Source organism: Paenibacillus sp. EB106-05-06-XG162, from assembly GCF_058791655.1.
The window spans coordinates 138,262-157,832 of record NZ_JBYTDT010000004.1 but is presented as its reverse complement, the minus strand read 5'-3'; the positions used below and the strand labels follow the sequence as shown (position 1 = coordinate 157,832).

The 19,571-nt window shown below is 48.1% G+C and carries 18 protein-coding genes; 17 read left to right on the top strand and 1 reads right to left on the bottom strand.

Translation table 11 applies throughout. The features are described from left to right. Positions 1-20: 20 nt before the first annotated feature. The 4 genes from AC3WU2_RS11875 to fur all read left to right on the top strand — a co-directional run bounded on the left by AC3WU2_RS11875 (position 21) and on the right by fur (position 3,066). Positions 21-587 (top strand): NUDIX domain-containing protein, encoded by a 567-nt coding sequence (locus AC3WU2_RS11875; RefSeq protein ID WP_492454308.1) that lies wholly within the window; start codon positions 21-23, stop codon positions 585-587. Beyond that, positions 584-1,789: an endonuclease Q family protein gene (locus AC3WU2_RS11870; protein WP_492454306.1), complete on the top strand. Its 1,206-nt coding sequence runs from the start codon at positions 584-586 to the stop codon at positions 1,787-1,789. Before AC3WU2_RS11875 ends, AC3WU2_RS11870 begins: the two co-directional genes overlap by 4 nt. A 79-nt stretch (positions 1,790-1,868) precedes the next feature. Continuing rightward, positions 1,869-2,504, top strand: coding sequence for a stage II sporulation protein M (gene spoIIM / locus AC3WU2_RS11865; protein WP_018755236.1), 636 nt, complete (start codon positions 1,869-1,871; stop codon positions 2,502-2,504). 97 nt (positions 2,505-2,601) lie between these two features. Beyond that, a complete protein-coding gene (gene fur, locus AC3WU2_RS11860; RefSeq protein WP_492454706.1) occupies positions 2,602-3,066 on the top strand; it encodes a ferric iron uptake transcriptional regulator in 465 nt (154 codons plus the stop codon). Positions 3,067-3,267: 201 nt separating this feature from the next. Here the strand turns inward: fur and AC3WU2_RS11855 are convergent, their stop codons facing one another. Further along, positions 3,268-4,419: a S8 family peptidase gene (locus AC3WU2_RS11855; protein ID WP_492454303.1), complete on the bottom strand. Its 1,152-nt coding sequence runs from the start codon at positions 4,417-4,419 to the stop codon at positions 3,268-3,270. A 115-nt stretch (positions 4,420-4,534) separates the two neighbouring features. Here AC3WU2_RS11855 and ald point away from each other — a divergent pair, with 115 nt between their 5' ends. From ald to AC3WU2_RS11790, 13 genes are all read left to right on the top strand, one after another. After that, a complete protein-coding gene (ald, locus tag AC3WU2_RS11850) occupies positions 4,535-5,641 on the top strand; it encodes an alanine dehydrogenase (protein ID WP_492454301.1) in 1,107 nt (368 codons plus the stop codon). A gap of 109 nt (positions 5,642-5,750) precedes the next feature. Next, positions 5,751-5,984, top strand: a complete 234-nt coding sequence (locus AC3WU2_RS11845; RefSeq protein ID WP_492454299.1) for a DUF4227 family protein — start codon at positions 5,751-5,753, stop codon at positions 5,982-5,984. Positions 5,985-6,062: 78 nt separating this feature from the next. Beyond that, positions 6,063-6,965, top strand: coding sequence for a site-specific tyrosine recombinase XerD (gene xerD / locus AC3WU2_RS11840; protein ID WP_492454297.1), 903 nt, complete (start codon positions 6,063-6,065; stop codon positions 6,963-6,965). Beyond that, entirely contained in the window at positions 6,965-8,182 is a 1,218-nt protein-coding gene (gene deoB, locus AC3WU2_RS11835; RefSeq protein WP_492454703.1) for a phosphopentomutase, read from the top strand. The genes xerD and deoB overlap by 1 nt, the downstream gene beginning before the upstream one ends. A gap of 466 nt (positions 8,183-8,648) precedes the next feature. Then, positions 8,649-9,980, top strand: coding sequence for a pyrimidine-nucleoside phosphorylase (locus AC3WU2_RS11830; RefSeq protein ID WP_492454295.1), 1,332 nt, complete (start codon positions 8,649-8,651; stop codon positions 9,978-9,980). Positions 9,981-10,066: 86 nt separating this feature from the next. Next, on the top strand, positions 10,067-11,638 hold the full coding sequence (locus AC3WU2_RS11825; RefSeq protein WP_492454293.1) for an MDR family MFS transporter: 1,572 nt from the start codon (positions 10,067-10,069) through the stop codon (positions 11,636-11,638). Next, positions 11,592-12,164, top strand: coding sequence for a PadR family transcriptional regulator (locus AC3WU2_RS11820; RefSeq protein ID WP_492454291.1), 573 nt, complete (start codon positions 11,592-11,594; stop codon positions 12,162-12,164). The genes AC3WU2_RS11825 and AC3WU2_RS11820 overlap by 47 nt, the downstream gene beginning before the upstream one ends. A gap of 517 nt (positions 12,165-12,681) precedes the next feature. Continuing rightward, the gene (locus AC3WU2_RS11815; protein ID WP_492454289.1) at positions 12,682-13,881 is read left to right on the top strand and encodes a D-alanyl-D-alanine carboxypeptidase family protein; all 1,200 of its coding nucleotides are present in this window, start codon (positions 12,682-12,684) and stop codon (positions 13,879-13,881) included. Positions 13,882-13,985: 104 nt separating this feature from the next. Beyond that, the gene (gene spoIIAA, locus AC3WU2_RS11810; RefSeq protein WP_492454287.1) at positions 13,986-14,339 is read left to right on the top strand and encodes an anti-sigma F factor antagonist; all 354 of its coding nucleotides are present in this window, start codon (positions 13,986-13,988) and stop codon (positions 14,337-14,339) included. Next, positions 14,336-14,809, top strand: a complete 474-nt coding sequence (gene spoIIAB / locus AC3WU2_RS11805) for an anti-sigma F factor (protein ID WP_492454285.1) — start codon at positions 14,336-14,338, stop codon at positions 14,807-14,809. The genes spoIIAA and spoIIAB overlap by 4 nt, the downstream gene beginning before the upstream one ends. An 11-nt stretch (positions 14,810-14,820) precedes the next feature. Beyond that, positions 14,821-15,576 (top strand): RNA polymerase sporulation sigma factor SigF, encoded by a 756-nt coding sequence (gene sigF / locus AC3WU2_RS11800; protein WP_018755251.1) that lies wholly within the window; start codon positions 14,821-14,823, stop codon positions 15,574-15,576. Positions 15,577-15,760: 184 nt separating this feature from the next. Beyond that, the gene (locus AC3WU2_RS11795; protein ID WP_492454282.1) at positions 15,761-16,489 is read left to right on the top strand and encodes an NAD-dependent protein deacylase; all 729 of its coding nucleotides are present in this window, start codon (positions 15,761-15,763) and stop codon (positions 16,487-16,489) included. 143 nt (positions 16,490-16,632) lie between these two features. Beyond that, the gene (locus AC3WU2_RS11790) at positions 16,633-19,527 is read left to right on the top strand and encodes a choice-of-anchor I family protein (RefSeq protein ID WP_492454280.1); all 2,895 of its coding nucleotides are present in this window, start codon (positions 16,633-16,635) and stop codon (positions 19,525-19,527) included. Positions 19,528-19,571: the final 44 nt, after the last annotated feature.

Below are 19,571 nucleotides of genomic sequence, written 5' to 3'. Positions count from 1 at the left end.
AGAAAAATAAGGAGAGTTGAATGACCATGACCGATCAGAAGGAGAAGTTCGAAGAGATTACACTTAGCACGGAGCCTATTTTTCAAGGGAGAGTCATTTCATTACAAGTGGATACCGTGCGACTTCCCGATGGGAACACGGCTAAGAGAGAAATCGTGAAGCATCCTGGCGCTGTCGGCGTACTTGCATTGCTTCCGGAAGGGATGCTGGTCGTCGAGCAATACCGTAAGCCTTTAGGCCGCTCACTGGTTGAGATTCCTGCTGGGAAGCTGGATGCAGGCGAAGATCCGATGGATGCAGCTCGAAGAGAGTTAGAAGAAGAGACAGGGTATCGCTGCGGTCAAATTCGGCATCATAGCTCATTCTATACTTCACCAGGGTTTGCTGATGAGATGATCCACCTCTATATTGCTGAGGAACTGGGGCAAGGTGAGCGCAATCTCGATGAAGATGAATTCGTGGACGCGAAGATAATCACATTGGCTCAAGCCGAACAATATATCGCTGATGGACGTATTCGGGATGCGAAGACCATGATGGCAGTATACGCGTGGAAGCTCTACACATTAACAGGGCAAATCGGATGATGCAGCGCAGTAAGGAGCCAACGGCACTTCGACATTACTTTGCTGACCTGCACATTCATATTGGCCGAACCGAGCAGGGGAACGCGGTGAAGATCAGTGGGAGTCGGGATTTGACGTTTGCCAATATTGCGCATGAAGCGGCCAATCGGAAAGGCATTGAATTGATTGGTATTATCGATAGCCATGCGCCATCCGTTCAGACGGATATCATGCGTTGTCTGGATCGTGGAGAGATGGAAGAAGTAGACGGCGGAGGGATTCGCTATAAGGATACGACGATCTTGCTCGGCAGTGAGATTGAGGTTCGTGATCCTGGCATGGGTGCAGCGCATTTGCTTATTTACTTGCCCACATTGACCCACATGCAGGAGTTCACCTCCTGGATGTCACGTCATATGAAGAATGTAGAGCTCAGCTCGCAGCGTATTTATGTAACAGCACGAGAACTGCAATCTGAGGTCGTAAGTCGGGGCGGATTGTTTGTGCCTGCTCATATTTTTACGCCGCATAAGAGTGTCTACGGAAGCTGTTCTGCGCGGATGGCGGACTTGCTGGATCTGGATCAAATTCATGGGGTTGAATTGGGGTTAAGCGCGGACTCGGAGATGGCTGGACTCATCTCTGAACTAGACCGATATTCTTTCTTGACGAATTCCGATGCGCATTCCCTGGCGAAGATCGGAAGAGAATACAATGTGCTGCAGATGGCAGCGCCGAACTTTGAGGAGTTTGCTCGGGTATTGAACCGAGAAGCGGATCGGCATGTGGCGGCGAATTACGGGCTAAACCCGCGGCTTGGCAAATATCATCGGACTTACTGTAAGCAATGCGAATCCATTATTGATGAAGGCACGTCGACAGCGGCTAGATGTCCTTATTGCGGCGCAGCGAAGTTCGTTCGTGGCGTAATGGATCGCATTTGCGATATTGCAGATCGTGAGGAGCCTATCCTTCCTGCTTACCGCCCTCCTTATCACTATCAGGTACCTCTCGAATTTTTACCTGGATTTGGTCCGAAGAAACGGGAGGCACTCCTTGCGCGCTTCGGTACGGAGATGCATATTCTGCATCGAGCAACTGCACAGGAGTTGGCTGAGGTTGTGGGAGAAGTGCTCGCAGATGATATTATTCAAGCTAGAACAGGAAAACTAGGCATTGTAGCCGGCGGTGGGGGAACCTACGGCAAAATTACGAAAATATGAAAAGGTTCAGATAACTTTAATCATACTCTATCTTTCCCTCTCATAATCTAGTAATAGATGTACAAGGGAGGGAACAACGATGGTTCAGTTAATTCGCCAGACATTTCGCGATCAGATGAGTTTATATGTTTTTGTGGCCGTTTTATTTATTGTAGGGGTCGTATTCGGGGCGCTGATGGTCAATGCGCTCTCGCTTGAGCAGCAGCAGGAACTTAGCGGATATGTCGGTAATTTCATTCATACGATGGATGGGAAGAATACGCAGTATGCCTCGCAGACGTTCTGGACGAGCGCATTTGATAATATGAAATGGGTACTGCTGATCTGGGTTCTAGGCTTGTCTGTGGTCGGTTTGCCTTTTATTCTTGTACTGGACTTCGTGAAAGGGGTCTTAATCGGATTTTCGGTAGGGCTGCTCGCAGGACAATTTGCTTGGAAAGGGGTCCTATTCGCACTCGTCTCCATTGCACCGCAGAATATGATTGCGATCCCAGTGCTCTTCATTGTCAGTGTAGCCGCGATTTCTTTCTCCCTGTATATGATCCGGAGTCGTGTGATGATGCGTCGGAATTTCATGATTAAACAACCATTTCTTACGTACGTGACCTTAACAGCGACAATGGCTGTCACATTGCTCGGTATTTCGGCATTCGAGACTTGGGTCTCTCCGACCTTGATGCAGTGGGTTGCTCCAATGTTATTAGAGGCCGCCTAAGGGGTCGAATCTAGTAAATGAATTGACTTTATTCGCCCTAACACCCTATAATGAAAACAATGAAAAGGCATGCGGAAAGGTGTAAAGGGGGGTCATGATGGAAGAGCGGATCGATAAAATTAAACAGCAGCTTCAATCGCAAGGTTATAAGCTAACCCCGCAGCGTGAAGCAACAGTCCGGGTATTGCTCGAAAATGAAGACGATCACCTCAGTGCGGAAGATGTCTTTATGCTCGTCAAAGACAAAGCGCCTGAAATCGGATTGGCTACTGTATACCGAACCCTTGAGCTGCTCAGTGAACTGCATGTTGTTGAGAAATTAAATTTCGGCGATGGAGTTGCCCGTTACGACCTTCGTACGGATAGTAACAAACACCACCATCATCATTTAATTTGCGTACAATGTGGAGCTATGGATGAGATTCGTGAAGACTGGCTTGGACCGCTTGAAGAACGTCTCGAGGCCGAGTTCAACTTTACAGTGCTTGACCATCGGCTTGACTTTCAAGGCATATGCAGCAGATGCAAGGACAAGGAAAAGAATAAAGGGATGGATTCCTAACACGAAAGCTCTTCAGTCTCGTCATGAGACCCGAAGAGCTTTTTTTGTTACCACATAGGAAAGTTAACACTATTAAAGCGATAAAGCGTGTTAAAAAAATTTCCTATTGGCGATAAAAACTACCTTTAGACGCGTTCGCTCATCTTTGAAAGGACCTCGATAGAGTTTTTCTCATCCCTTTGGCAATAGAGAATATGCCAACTAACGCTTGCGCTTCTTGCTGGCGCTAATGAGCTTCAGTGCTGCGCGATTCACTTGTAACAGGCCGGCGCCTTGAGCAAGTCTGGAATAGCCTTTCAACTTAACGGCAGTCGATGTCATCAATTTGTTGATTTGATTCGTGGATAATCGTCGATTAAGACGCAGGAGAAGGGCTGAGCTGCCCGTGACATGCGGAGCAGAGAATGAAGTGCCTGAGCCAGTGGTCGTTCCCTTGCCGATCCGCAGTGATACGATATCTGCGCCTGGTGCGGTTAAGTCGATCCCTTTGCCTCGACTGCTGAAATCTGCAATTTGATTGCGTTTATTGGATGCAGCGACGGCGATGACCTCGGGATATTTCGCTGGCTCATCGATTCCTCCTGAATTTTTACCGCTGTTCCCTGCGGAAGCGACGATAACAATTCCCTTTCGATGGGCTTTGCGAACAACGCGACGAAGCGACGCGCTATGTTGGTTGAGTCCGAGACTCATATTAATGATTTGGATACGATGCTGGATGCACCATTCGATCCCTTCAATAATATCGGAGACGAACCCATTGCCAGAAGCATCCAGCGCCTTCACCGAATATAATTTAGCAAAAGGTGCAGCGCCTGTAATCATATTTCGATTCCCTCGGGCAGCTGTGACCCCAGCGACGAAAGTTCCATGGCCGTTATTGTCACGAAAGGATAGTTTCGGATTGATCGTGTTTATGCCACCGAAGACGTTCAGATCTGTACTCGGTCCGATGCCTGTATCGATGATGCCGACCCGGATGCCTTGACCTATTGAAAGGGGCCATACTTGTGGTGCCTTTATACGCCGTATTCCCCAAGGAATTTTGAAGGAACGAGCTAATAACCGTTTTCCAGCTTTGACGCTGCCGTGTGCTTTGACGGGAATATCGGTCTCGATACTGTGAATTTTGGGATGCTTAGAAAGATCATGCAATTGTTTCGGATTTCGAACATGACAGCAGACCATACGTGCTGTCTTTACTTGTTTGAGCAGATTGATGTTATTGTTTTTCAAAAAACGCACACACTGATGATAGCTTTTGTTGTCTTTGAAAATAATGATTTTCCGCTGACTGTGCTTTGTAGCCTTTGATTCAATCGCAGCAGCAAGCATTGAGTGCAGTTTCCCCATGTGGCTTAAATCCCACCTTTTCAACGAATGAATTACCACCAGCGTATGTGGACGAAAGCCATGGGGTGCTACAAGGATAGAGCCTGATTATTATGATAACAGTGGAGGCGTTCAAATGATTATTGGCGTACCGAAGGAAATCAAAAACAATGAATACCGTGTAGCGCTTATTCCGGGCGGTGCAGCGCAATTGATCAGCAGCGGTCATCAGGTGCTCGTAGAGCAGGGCTGCGGCGTTGGGAGCGGCTTCACGGATGCTGAATATGAAGCGGCGGGGGCCGTAGTATGTTCTGTCGAACAAGTATGGCAGCAAGCAGAGATGATCATGAAGGTGAAGGAACCTCTGCCAGAGGAGTATGATCGATTTCAAGAAAATCAGATCCTGTTCACCTATTTGCATCTCGCGGCGGCAGGCGGGTTAACCGATGCACTGCTCGTGAAGAACGTTGCAGGTATTGCTTACGAGACCATCCAGCTGCCTAATGGCAGCTTGCCGCTTCTAACACCGATGAGTGAAGTCGCAGGCCGAATGTCCGTACAAGTTGGCGCCCACTTCCTAGAGGCATATTTTGGCGGACGTGGTGTTCTCCTTGGTGGCGTTCCAGGGGTACCTGTGGGTGAGGTCGTTATTCTAGGTGGAGGGATCGTCGGAACGAATGCGGCGAAGATGGCGATCGGGCTTGGGGCGAGTGTAACGATCATTGAGCGAAACGCCGATCGAATGCGTTATTTGGATGATTTGTTTGGTGGTCGATTACGAACGTTAATGTCGAATCAGCATAATATTAGCGAAGCTGTGAAAATAGCCGACTTATTAATTGGTTCGGTCCTGATTCCAGGTGCACGTGCCCCTCGGCTTGTGACGGATGCGATGGTTCGTACGATGAAGAAAGGCGCTGTCATAGTGGATGTAGCTGTGGATCAAGGCGGTTCGATTGAGACCATTGATCGCGTTACGACCCATGATAATCCTGTATATGAGAAACACGGCATTATTCACTACGCTGTTGCGAACATGCCTGGCGCTGTGCCTCGCACATCAACTTTTGCACTCACGAATGTGACGTTTCCCTATGCCCTAGAAATCGCGAACAAAGGGATTGTAGCTGCCTTGCAAGGAAATCCTGCATTATCTCTTGGCGTGAACACATATAAGGGTCAAGTGACGTACCGTGCCGTTGCCGAGGCGGTAGGCAAACCATATGCACCGCTGAATATTTAAGATGTGGGAGCTGCTTCATCTTCGTCTAAGCGTCTGAGTAAAATCATAAATCCGTAGGACTTGTCATACGATGTGGTAAATAACTCTGTCGTAAAGCAGGTGGATTGAAATGATCTTCTCCGTACGCAAATGGCTGGAGCGGCTCCGGTTTTTAATTCTATTCCTCGCGTTCACTTATTTCATGGTCCAAGTTCTGAGTATTGTGTCCGGATGGATTACGCCAGTCGATCGTTATCGTGAGCCGCAAGGTAAAGCGATGAAGGTATTTCATCAAGATATGTCTGAAGCCCCACATGAATCGATGAAGGAAAGATTGAAACTTTTTTATTGGTATGGCGAGTGAATCCCCTTCCGGTGCAGGAGATTAAAGGCTCGATGTTGAAATGAATTAGAGATGATAATGATAAGGGAGCTTGATTGAATGGACAAACATCTGCGAGCCTTTATACATTTTCTCTCGGAGGAGAAAAGATTATCTCGGAATACGCTTGAATCTTATGAACGCGACCTCACACAGTTTATTTCCTATATGAATCAGAAGCCGCATATTGACGATATTGGGGCGATTAAGAAGACGGATGTTGCACAGTACATCATGCACCTTAAGCATCTGGGACGCGCGCCGTCGACTTTGTCGCGCAGTATTGTATCGATACGGTCTTTTTTTCATTACTTGTTAAGTAATCAGCGAATTGTGATGGATCCTTCGATTGAGATGGAAGCGCCCCGATTGGAGAAGAAGGCGCCTAACGTATTAACAATTGAGGAAATTGAGAGACTGTTAAATGCGCCTCCAAGCGGGACACTGCAAGGCATCCGAGACAAGGCGATGCTAGAAGTTCTCTATGCGACGGGAATCCGGGTCTCTGAGCTGATCTCGCTGGATTTAGATCATGTACATTTGGATCTCGGCTTTATTCGGTGTACCGCAGGAAATGGTCGAGAACGGATTATTCCACTCGGACGAATTGCAGCAGTGCAATTAGCAGAATATATTCGTGAAGCGCGTGAGAAGTTGTTGAAGGGAAATGGGGAGGAGCAAGCATTGTTCGTCAATCAGCTCTCGACAAGGCTCACACGGCAAGGGTTCTGGAAAATTATTAAGAAGTATGCGAAGGAAGCGGAGATTGAACATGAAATAACGCCGCATACACTGAGGCATTCTTTTGCTGCACATTTGATTGAGAATGGTGCAGATTTGCGTTCGGTGCAGGAGATGCTCGGGCACGCAGATATTTCCACAACCCAAATGTATATGCTGCCGTCCAAGCGAAGCATGAAGGATGTATACGAACATGCGCATCCAAGAGCGCGATTGACTTGATGACAAGACTGAAAGGAAGTTGGACAGCGATGAGTCAGAAGAAATCATTCAAGCGAATATGTGTCATTGTGCTCGATAGTGTCGGGATTGGAGAACTGCCTGATGCCGATAAATTCGGGGATCGAGGTTCCCATACCTTAGGGCATATTCTTGAGCGGATGCCGAATATTAAGCTGCCGCACATGGCTGTATTAGGATTAGGGAACATTGCTCCGCTGGGATCAGTCAAACCTGCAGCCAGTCCTACAGGATATTATGGGAAAATGGCTGAGGTCTCTGTCGGCAAAGATACGATGACCGGACACTGGGAGCTCATGGGGCTGAAGATCAATAAGCCATTCAATACATATCCGAATGGGTTCCCTCCCGAGTTGATCGCGAAATTTGAGGAAGAGACAGGGCGCAAAGTACTCGCAAATAAGCCGGCTTCAGGTACAGAGATTCTAGATGAATTTGGCGAGGAGCAGATGCGAACAGGCGCATGGATTGTCTACACCTCAGCTGATAGTGTATTCCAATTGGCTGCTCATGAAGATGTTATTCCGCTCGATGAATTGTATCGTGCCTGTGAAATTGCCCGCCGTCTGACGATGGCGCCTGAATTCTCTGTAGGTCGCGTCATCGCACGTCCTTATGTAGGGCAGCCTGGATCCTTCAAGCGGACGCCGAACCGTCATGATTATGCCGTGAAGCCGCCGGAGCCGACAGTCATGAATGCGATTCAAGCATCCGGCCGTGATGTTATTGCGGTTGGCAAGATCAATGATATTTTTACGGGAGAAGGGGTTACCGCAACGCATCCAACGAAGAGCAATGATGACGGTATTCAGAAGACGATTGATGCGCTGGATCAACCTTTCCAAGGACTGCTGTTTACCAATTTGGTGGACTTTGATTCGTTATACGGCCATCGTAGGGATCCTGAGGGTTATGGACACGCATTGGAGGCCTTCGATCTGCGGCTGCCTGAAATCATGCAGCGGATTGGTGAGGAGGATATGCTCGTCCTTACAGCCGACCATGGGAATGATCCGATTCATGCGGGAACAGATCATACGCGCGAATATGTACCGGTTCTGGTCTATAGTCCAGCGCTTAAGCATCCAGAATCACTTGGTGTAAGATCGACCTACGCTGATCTGGCCGCGACGATCGCTGAGAACTTCGACGTGAACCCGCCATACCATGGCACGAGCTTCCTGCAACAGCTGAAGTGATCGTCGCTCGTCGCGTGAAAGATAAATTCCTGCGGCTCGTCGTTGCCCTCATTCCACGCATTTAGTACGAGAACTGTCACAACAAAGAACCGACAGGTTCCGCTTGAAGCAGGACCTGCCGGTTCTTTCAACTTCCTATGTGAAGCGTCTGGGCTGGGTTAGATAGCTGTTGGAAATTACTGAATGCCTGTTTTCTGTAAGGCATGGTCCCAACTGGGGTAGTAGTAGAGTGCATTTTGCATCAGCTCGGGATGAGACTTTTTGATACTTTTCTTATTCAAAGATTCTCCATTTTGGTGTAATCTTCGAATCTGGTCAATGACATCATCAGCGTTCATATGAGCTTCGATCGGTATCACTCCTAGATATTTGATATTTATCATTTTATCCAGATTCCAGCAGCTATAATCCTTTATTTAATCGTTCACAATTTTGTCACATTATAACATTTCAGGAGGCTGAAACAATGCGAGCAGTAGACATCATTCAGAAGAAAAGAGACGGCGAAGAGTTAACACGGGAAGAAATTTCATTTCTGATCCAAGGATATAGCGATGGGAGCGTCCCGGATTATCAGATGTCTGCGTGGGCCATGGCTGTCTTTTATAAAGGCATGACGGCTCGTGAGACAGCAGATTTGACACTGGAGATGGCACATTCAGGAGATGTGATTGACTTAAGCCCAGTGCACGGGGTGAAAGTAGACAAGCACTCCACAGGCGGTGTTGGAGATAAGACGACCATCGCACTCGCACCGCTCGTTGCGGCTGCAGGTGTTCCTGTTGCGAAAATGTCAGGTCGTGGCCTAGGGCATACGGGTGGCACGATTGATAAGCTCGAATCCATCTCGGGATTCTCCGTTGAATTAACGCGTGAACAGTTCTTTGCCCAAGTGAACCGAATTGGTGCAGCCGTGATCAGTCAGAGCGGCAATATTACGCCAGCGGATAAGAAGCTCTACGGTCTGCGTGACGTGACAGCGACAGTAGAAAGTATTCCTCTCATTGCAAGCTCCGTCATGAGCAAGAAGATCGCTGCAGGCGCGGATGCGATTGTCCTCGATGTGAAGACAGGGAGCGGGGCATTCATGAAGTCTCTGGATGATTCGATTGCGCTCGCGCAGGCGATGGTTGATATCGGTACGGAAGTTGGACGGAACACGATTGCGTTGATTAGTGATATGGATCAGCCGCTTGGCTTCGGAATTGGGAATGCGCTTGAAGTGAAGGAAGCGGTAGAGACGCTTCGTGGCGAAGGACCAAAAGATCTAGAGGAGCTGACGTTGATCTTAGGAGCGTATATGGTGATGCTCGGCGGACAAGCTGCAACGGTTGAGGAAGCAAGAGCGAAGCTCGAAGGGCTGATTCAAGACGGTACAGCATTGTCGAAATTGAAAGAAATGGTCGAAGCGCAGCAAGGTGACAGTTCACAAATTGAAGATACATCGAAACTTCCTACGGCTGCAGAACTTATAGATGTGACGGCTACAGCTGATGGGTATGTAACAGCCATTCAGGCAGAGGAAATTGGTCTTGCGGCGATGACGTTAGGTGCGGGGCGTGAGACGAAGGATTCTCAGATTGACCTCGCTGTAGGTATCGTACTTCGCAAGAAGATTGGGGATGCCGTGAAGGTCGGTGAGACGCTTGCTACGCTGCATGTGAATGGAAAGGATGCGGCACAGCGCGAGACGGCCATCGCACGTGTGCGTGAAGCTTATCAGATCGCAGATGAGCGCGGAGAAATGAAGCCGCTAGTATACGCTATAGTCACGAAAGATGGCGTTCAACGCTTCTAATCACATGAAAAACTGCTTGTAAGTTACTCAAATTTGAGTATACTAATAAAGTGGTTGATTTTGTGAGAAAAAGTGAGGAATGAAGGATGTCTACAGAAGTTAAAAAGGGGAATCAGACGCTGATCGTAACTGGCTTGATGCTGGCACTGCTTCTTGCAGCGCTGGACCAGACGATTGTATCCACTGCGATGCCGACGATCGTGAAGGAACTCGGCGGTTTGGATAAATTCGTATGGGTGTTCTCAGCCTATATGATCGCGAGTGTGGCAGGGATGCCGATTTTTGGTAAGCTGTCTGATATGTTCGGGCGGAAGCGGTTTTTCATGTTCGGGTTGATTGTTTTCATGGCAGGCTCCGCATTATGCGGTATGGCACAGGACATGAACCAGCTTATCATTTACCGTGCGATTCAAGGGATCGGCGGCGGCGCATTGATGCCGATTATTTTTACGATTATATTTGATATTTTTCCACCAGAGAAACGTGGGAAGATGCAAGGGTTATTTGGTGCCGTATTTGGTATTTCCGGGGTAGTGGGTCCTCTGGCGGGCTCATTCTTTACGGATTATGTAGATTGGACGTGGATCTTCTATATTAACTTGCCGCTCGGTGTCATTTCATTCTTTATTATCTTGTCTGCGTATCATGAATCGAAGGACAATAAGAAGCAGCAGATCAATTGGATCGGAACGATTCTCATGATTGCGACGATTCTCTGCTTAATGTTCGCGCTTGAACTTGGCGGTAAGGATGGTTATGGCTGGGATTCATGGCCGATCATCGGTTTGTTTGTTGGATTTGTCGTGTTATTAGCACTCTTCCTCTGGCAGCAGACGGTTGCGAAGGAACCGATTATCCCACTGGGGTTATTCAAGAACAAATTGTTCAGATCTTGTATGGCTGTCGGTTTCTTCTACGGTGCATTGATGATTGCGGGTGCAACGTATATTCCGTTGTTCATTCAAGGAGTATTCGAAGGCTCAGCGACGAGTGCCGGGTTGGTGCTCATGCCGCTGATGTTCTCTAATGTCATCAGTAGTATAGTAGGCGGCCGATTGATTAACAAGTATTCATATCGTGCCATCTTGAGTGTATCCGTCGCACTTGTGCTTCTATCCGTGATCTTACTGAGTACGATTACGATTGACACGAGCAAGACGATGATTACGCTGTATATGGTCATTATGGGTCTTGGCATCGGAGCGTCGTTCTCAACCATTCCGATTGCAGCCTTAACGAATATTCCGTTCCATCAACGCGGTACGGTGAATTCCTTGAATACGTTCTTCCGGACAATTGGTTCAGCGATTGGTGTTACGATCTACGGAACGCTCCAATCCCGTCATCTGCAAGATGCGATTCAATCGAAGATTGATCCCGCTTTTGCTGCGAAATTGGGTGATGGCCGTGGGTTGTTGCAACCAGAAGTTAGAGAGATGATTCCTGCGAATGCATTGCATCAGCTGTTGTCTGGACTCGCGGATTCGATCGCTTATGTATTCCAATGGTCTATTGTTATTGCAGCATTCGCGGCAGTATTTATCTTCTTGATGGGGAATGCAAGGCTTGAAGTACCAGGTAAGACCAAGGACGGCAAAGAAGGTGACAATCATGTCGATCAAGCTGGCCATCCTCGGACTGCTGATGGAGTCAGATAGCCACCCCTATGAGCTCAAACAACGTATGAAAGAACGTTCCATGGCGTATTACATGAAAATCCAAGAAGGTTCTCTATACTATGCCATTGATCAATTGCGTAAGGATGGGCATATCGAGGTGTGTGAGGTTCAGAAGGGCTGTAACCGACCAGACAAGACGATCTATCGGATTACAGCCTCCGGGATCGAATTGCTGAAGCAATCCATTCATAAAGAAATGGAGATGCCGATATCCATCTCGAAGCCGATCTGTGGCGTACTGACCTTCTCAGAATATGCCGATTCCGATAAGTTTCAAGAGAAGCTTAAGACACACTTGATTCAGACGGAGCAGCGGATGAAGGAGATGAAGCAGTTGTATAACGATGCGTTATCCACCGCTCCATTGTCGCAGCTTTATGTCTATCGCAGTTCCTACGAGCATTGCTTGGTCGAATTGAATTGGATTCGAGAGGTGTATGAAGAAGCTGTGAGAGGTCATCTCGGTGTCAGAGGGAACCCGTATCAATGGGAGCCTATTCCATAAAAAAGATGCATATAATAGACAAGATCCGAAGCGTTGCAAGTGTCCCTTGCGCGTATCGGATCTTTTTTTTGTTCGAAGATACGCTTAACGTCCAATTGGAGGACAACGAAGTCGTTTCTTCTTATTTGCGTATGTTGTTGTTCCTTTGTTTGAAATACATGCCTAACTAAAACAATGAAAGCCCTACCTCTCTTCCATCCTTGCGGCTCCGAAGACCGCGCCAGTGAGAATTAGTACGAATACAACCATGAAATTCATTTTGAGAAAAGATGATACGAAAATCTGAAGTGGGTTTGTGTTACATCGTGATCTAACTTTCCAGAGGAACTTCTAGAGGAAATAAATATTTTATTGCGGTGAATCTATATAGAATACCAGAAAAATTGAACATTTGCAATGGAATATTTTCCAATCAAATAGCCAACACTGAGGAGAAGCAGCAAAATGGCCATACAAGTCTGTCTAAGACTGCACTTATATTTTTTGGTGGCCATATTATTTTAGGAGGGGAATTCTTGTGAGAAAAAGGTTAATGATATGGAGCTGTATCCTTATGATCAGTTCGATTGCGGTACCTTGGTCTGTCTATGCAGAACCTGCGAAGAAACCTGCAGCAGAGCCTTCCGCTGCTTCTTCAGAGCTAGCAGCCAACGCAAAATCTGCCGTGCTCATGGATTCGGATACGGGTACAGTCATCTTCGAGAAGAACAGTCACGATCGCTTGCCGCCAGCAAGTATAACAAAGATTATGACCATGGTATTGGTGATGGAAGCCATTGATCAAGGGAAGCTAAAGCTGACAGATCGCGTACAGACTAGTGAATATGCGGCTTCTATGGGAGGATCCCAGATTTTCCTCGAACAAGGTGAAGAAATGACAGTTGATGAGATGCTCAAAGGGATTGCCATGGCATCCGGTAATGATGCATCGGTGGCCGTGGCAGAGAAAATAGCCGGAACAGAAGAGGCCTTCGTTCAAATGATGAATGCAAAAGGGAAAGAACTCGGCATGAAGGATACGCAGTTTAAGAATTGCAACGGATTGCCTGTAGCGGATCATTATACATCAGCTCATGATATCGCTCTAATGTCTCAGGCGCTCTTGAAATATAACGGGATTACGAAGTATACCGGCGTATACCAGGATTATCTTCGCAAAGATTCAGCCAAGCCGTTCTGGCTGGTGAACACGAACAAGCTCGTACGATTCTATTCAGGGGCTGACGGCTTGAAGACAGGCTTCACATCGGAAGCGAAATACTGCTTGTCTGGCACAGCGAAGCGTGATTCACTGCGAATAATCGCAGTTGTGATGGGTGAACCGAACACGAAGACTCGGAATCAAGAAGTGACGCAAATGTTCGATTACGCGTTCTCGCAATATACGAATCATCCGATTTTCAAAGTCGGGGATACCATTGGTTCTGTGAAAATTGAGAAGGGCGACGTAGAGTCCCTTTCGATCGTTGCAAAGCAGCAATATAGTATTCTACTTCGCAAAGGAAAACAGTCTTCCGATAATATTCGGCATGAACTGGTTGTTCCGAACGAGCTCAAAGCACCGATAGCAGCGGGAGATCCGATCGGAAAGCTCGTCGTCTATCAAGGGGATGAGGTCGTGAAGGAATTCTCTCTTGAAGCACCTGCAGCAGTAAGTAAAGCCAGCTACTGGACACTGTTCAAGCGGACCTGTGAGAAGTTGTTTTTTGTAGATTAATAGCGCGTTTCTTCTAGTTTTGTCGGGAGGCAGGAATTGGTTTTTCCGTTGTAGAAATGTAAGCGGAGTAACCAACCATGCAATCGGAGAGGAGAATGAGCTACATGAATCTACAATTGGAGCTTGAGCAGCGCCGCCAAGTGCTCATCGTGCGACTTCGCGGGGAATTGGATCATCATACCGCAGAGACGGTTCGTACACGTATGGATGAGGCGATACAGAGGGGTAAAGTGGAGCATTTAGTATTAAGCTTGGAAGACTTGACCTTTATGGATAGCTCCGGTCTTGGTGTCATTCTTGGACGATATAAAGTAATTAAGAATTTAGGCGGTAAAATGGTGGTCTGTCATGTGAACCCTTCGGTTCACCGTCTATTCGAACTATCTGGGCTTTTCAAAATATTGGCCATCTACGAAAACGAGCGTTCGGCGCTCACAGAATTGGAGGTCGTATCATGAGCGAAAAGCTAGAGGATGTAACACAAAACGGCGAAAACTTCATGACACTGCAATTTGCCAGCCGTTCGGAGAACGAAGCATTTGCGAGGGTGGCTGTAGCAGCCTTTGTTACGCAGCTTGATCCAACCATGGACGAGCTGACGGATTTGAAGACGGTCGTCTCAGAAGCCGTAACCAACTGTATCATTCATGGTTATGACAATGATCCGAACGGGATCGTGAAGATCTCCGCGCAAATCATAGAGGAGACGATTTCGATTACGATTGAAGATAACGGCCATGGCATTGAGGATTTGGAGCTTGCGAAGCAGCCGCTCTATACCTCGAAGCCTGAGCTTGAACGGTCAGGGATGGGGTTCACCATAATGGAGAATTTCATGGATGAATTCGAAGTGATTAGTGAGCTCGGCTCAGGCACACGGATCCGCATGAAGAAACGGATTGAATCTAAGAAAGCTCTATACAATTAGGGGTTGGACGAATGGATGTCGATTTGAAGAAAACTTCGCAAAGTTATCTCGACGATACGGAAGTCAAACGTCTGATCGCGCTGAGCCAAAGCGGTGATTCGATCGCACGAGATACACTTGTTAATTGCAATATCCGGCTCGTCTGGTCAGTTGTACAGCGATTTATGAACCGGGGCTATGAGACGGATGATTTGTTTCAAATCGGTTGTATTGGACTACTGAAATCAGTCGACAAGTTCGATCTGTCGTATGATGTGAAGTTCTCCACTTATGCAGTGCCGATGATTATCGGTGAAATTCAGCGGTTCCTGCGTGATGATGGTACCCTCAAGGTAAGCCGATCGCTTAAGGAGCTCGCGAATAAAGTTCGTAAGATGAAGGATGAGCTGTCGAAGACGTTGAATCGCCTGCCGACGGTGAAGGAAGTTGCTGAAGCGCTTGGCATTGAACCGGAGGATGTGGTCTTCGCACAAGAGGCGAACAAACCTCCGACGTCGATTCATGAGACCGTATTCGAGAATGACGGTGATCCAATCACCCTCATGGATCAGATTGCGGATGAATCGCAAGAGAAGTGGTTCGATAAGCTTGCGCTGAGTGATGCGATTGAAGGATTGTCCGAACGCGAGCGGCTTATTGTCTACCTACGATATTATCGAGATCAGACACAGTCTGAGGTGGCAGGGCGGCTTGGTATTTCCCAAGTGCAGGTCTCAAGGCTAGAGAAAAAGATTCTGCAATTGATCAAAGAACAGATCGCCCAATAGTTGTCGCGTGTAGAGTCATGGCTGGAATCCAGTCATGGCTTTTTTGTTTGTAAACTTCCCTGTAATTGCGTGATCCAAAGATGACTTGTTGAACAACCTCTTTAAATTCGAGAGCTGGCCAGGCAATTTATGATATAGTCTGTTACAATAGAAGGATCGAAGAAAAGAGCAAAGCAGGTGTCGTATGCAGTTGAATGAATGGAAGAAGCTCGTCAGCGAGAGTCGGAACATCGTATTTTTCGGCGGTGCGGGGACCTCGACGGAAAGCGGAATTCCTGATTTCCGATCGGCGAGTGGTCTATATAACACAGGGACGAATGAGAAATATGCGCCGGAAGACATATTAAGCCGGGACTTCTTCTGGGAACGGAGAGAGGATTTTTATACGTTCTATAAGTCCAAAATGGTCTATACCGATGCGATGCCGAACCAAGCGCATGAAGCGTTGGTCAGGCTCGAGCAGAGAGGCCAGCTCAAGTCGATTATAACCCAAAATATTGACGGTCTTCATCAAAAAGCGGGCAGCCAAAACGTGCTTGAATTGCATGGTTCGATCCACAGGAACCGTTGCACGGATTGCGGATCGCGTTATGGACTGGATGCGGTGATAGCATCGGAAGGGATCGTGCCTTATTGTAAGAATTGCGGAGGGCTGATCAAACCAGAAGTCGTATTATATCAAGAAAGTCTTGATATGGAGCTTCTTGATCGCGCGGCCCATGATATTCAGCAAGCCGATATGCTGATCGTTGCCGGCACTTCGCTGACCGTTCAACCCGCAGCCGGTCTAGTCCGGTTGTATCGGGGCAACAAGTTCATCCTCATTAATAAAAGTTCAACCCCGATGGATCGTATGGCGGACCTCGTCATTTCGGATAGCATTGGTAGTGTCTTAAGCGAGCTCGTTGAATAATGATCAGGCGAAAGAGGCTGTTCCTTAAAGGGACAGCCTCTTTACAAATTCTCAAAAAATCATTAACAATGCCTTAATAAACACGCATTACACTTCTACTAGTACAGTTGCTGCAAATTTGAATGTATAGGAGTGAATGGATTGTGAACAAGCATAGCAAGAAACTGCTTGCGATCGTATTAACATCACAATTAGTGCTCGGGGGCATGGTAACCGGCGGTACGCTGGCTAAGGCAGAGGGTGAAGTCATTCCGGATATACATAATGGAGAAACATCTACATCGCAAGAGACTCCAGCAACAGCAGAGAAGATGGTTGCACCTGAGCCATTGTCGATTAAGACGACAACGTTGCCCGACGCCGAAGTTGGGCAGCCGTATTCAGTGACGATTGCCGTCTATGGCGGTATTGCACCGTATTCGTTCCAAGCGACAGGATTGCCGAAGGGGATGCAAATATCGCCCGATGGCATCATTAGCGGAACGCCGACGTCGATTACGAACGGGGCGGCCGTGTCGGTCGCTGTGACGGATGCGAGCACACCAAGCCCGTTGCAAGCGATGCAGTCATACCAGTTGAAAACGGTGTACCATCGCTCGTACATCGCAGATCGCATCAGCATCGAGAAAATCGGAGAGTTCGCTGTCGGTACGACCAATGCGGACGGCGGTGTCGCTGAAATCGTGAAATACAATAAAGACAATGGAAAGATGTATCTGGTCAACGGTTCTGCCACGCCGCCCAGTCTTGAAATTGTCAATTTAGGCCAAGGCAAAGGTCAGCTGCAATTGGATAAAACGGTACTCGTGAAGGACTTATCGGAAAAGGACGGCTTCGTGTTCGGTGATCTGACGAGCGTTGATATCGATCACGTGAAGAAGCGTGTCTATGTCGCCGTGCAAGAGAAGGATGCGATGAAGCAAGGCAAGATTCTTGCCTTAGATTACGAAGGGAACCTTACAGCTTCATATCCAGCAGGCGTTCAGCCGGATATGGTGAAGGTAACGCCCGATGGAAAGTACGTGTTGACAGCCGACGAAGCAGAGCCGCGATTAGGTACGCAGGACGCGCCTGGCAGCGTAACGATTGTAGATACGGACACCGGAGAGAGTACGCAATTATACTTTGATAATCCGCAAGTCATTGATGATGCCGTACATATTCGGGATAAAAAAAATCTCGCCAAGGGTGTCATTACACAATCAGCGGGCAAAGAAGAGGCGAAATATGATCTAGAGCCGGAATATATCGCGTTGTCAGAGGATTATAAGACGGCCTATGTGGCACTGCAGGAGAATAATGCCATCGCGACCGTGGATATCGCATCGAAACAAGTGATATCTGTGAAGAGCCTCGGGCATAAAGATTTCAATGCGGCAGTAAATGCGCTGGATCTTCAGAAGGATGGCAATATTCTGCTGGAGAATGCGCCCTTCCAAGGTGTCTATATGCCGGATGGAATCAAAGCCGCGACCATGAACGGGCAGACCTATCTCTTCACGGCAAACGAAGGTGATGCAACGGAATGGCCAGGGATGACGAACGCTGTGACTGTTAAAGATGTGAAAGCCGCATTGGATCCGAATTCGGAGGCCTATGCCTTTCTGCGCGGTTCAACGAAGTACGATAAAGTTGAGGTTGCTGCTGATTTTGGAAAAGATGGGATTTACATGTTCGGGGGGCGTTCGTTCTCGATCTGGAAGGCTGATAGCATGGAACAAGTCTATGACAGCGGCAGTGATTTCGAGACGATAACGGGTCAACGTCTGCCAGATTATTTCAACGCTAGCAATAGCAAGATTGCGAAGGATGATCGAAGCACGAAGAAAGGCCCTGAACCTGAGGGGATCGAGCTTGGCGTCGTAGGGAACAGAACGCTTGCATTTGTCGGCTTGGAGCGAGTGGGCGGCATTATGACCTATGATGTTACCAATCCATTGTCGCCTGCATTTGTGAATTATACGAATACACGTGTATTCCAAGATAGCCTTGGCAAGGCGAATTTAGATACGGACACGGGTCCAGAAGGGATCGAGTTCATTCCGGCGACGGACAGTCCTACAGGACAACCGCTCTTGCTTGCAGCATTTGAAGTGGGCGGCAGAGTTGGGGTGTACCAATTGAACGTGACGCAAGTGACCTTGGACCGCAATGCCGTATCTTTAACGGCGCAAGGTTCCTCCGCAAAGTTGAACGTAGTCGTTCGACCGGCAGGAGGTAGCGATGCGTCTGTGGTTTGGTCCAGCTCGGACGCCACGGTAGCTGCAGTCGATGCACAAGGTAACGTTCAGCCACGCAAGGTCGGCACCGCTGTAATTACAGTAACCAGTGCAGACGGGTATGGCAGTGCGCAGGCCATTGTCACGGTTACTGCGAATCCAGGCCCGAGTCCGAAACCAGACGGACCGACATCAACACCGGGTCCATCGACGACGCCTGCACCTATCGTAACGCCAGGACCAACGCCTGAGAAGAAACCAGAGCCTGCGCCGAAGCCTACTACCGTACCAACCCCTGCGGATGTGAAGGGGCATTGGGCCGCAAGCTATATTCAGAAGCTACTGGACAAAGGCATTGTTGTGGGAAGACCCGACGGCAGCTTCAAGCCGAATGACAAAATAACAAGAGCCGAGTATATAGCGGTGTTATTCCGATCACTGAACATGGATGTAGCCGCAGCTGGAGCAACATTCAAGGATGTCTCACCCGAGGCGTGGTATGGTCCTTATGTGGGAGCTTTACACGTGTCCGGTATTATTACAGGCTTCCCAGATGGTCGCTTGCAGCCGAATCAAGCGATGACGCGTGAAGAAGCATGCGTGCTCCTATACCGTGCGTGGAAGAATAACCTTCCAGCAGGAGCGGGAAGTGCGTCGAAGCTTGTGGATGAGTCGCAGCTCTCGCCTTGGTCTAGAGATGCCGTTAAAGCGCTGGTGCAAGCCGGAATTATTCAAGGCTCATCGAATGGCGATCTTCAGCTGAAGCACTCGATCACGCGTGCTGAAGTCGCGAAGATGGTCGCTGCAGTCTTGGCGTAGCAGCATGAATCGAAAAGAACCCTCAACCCCATGACGGGCGTTGA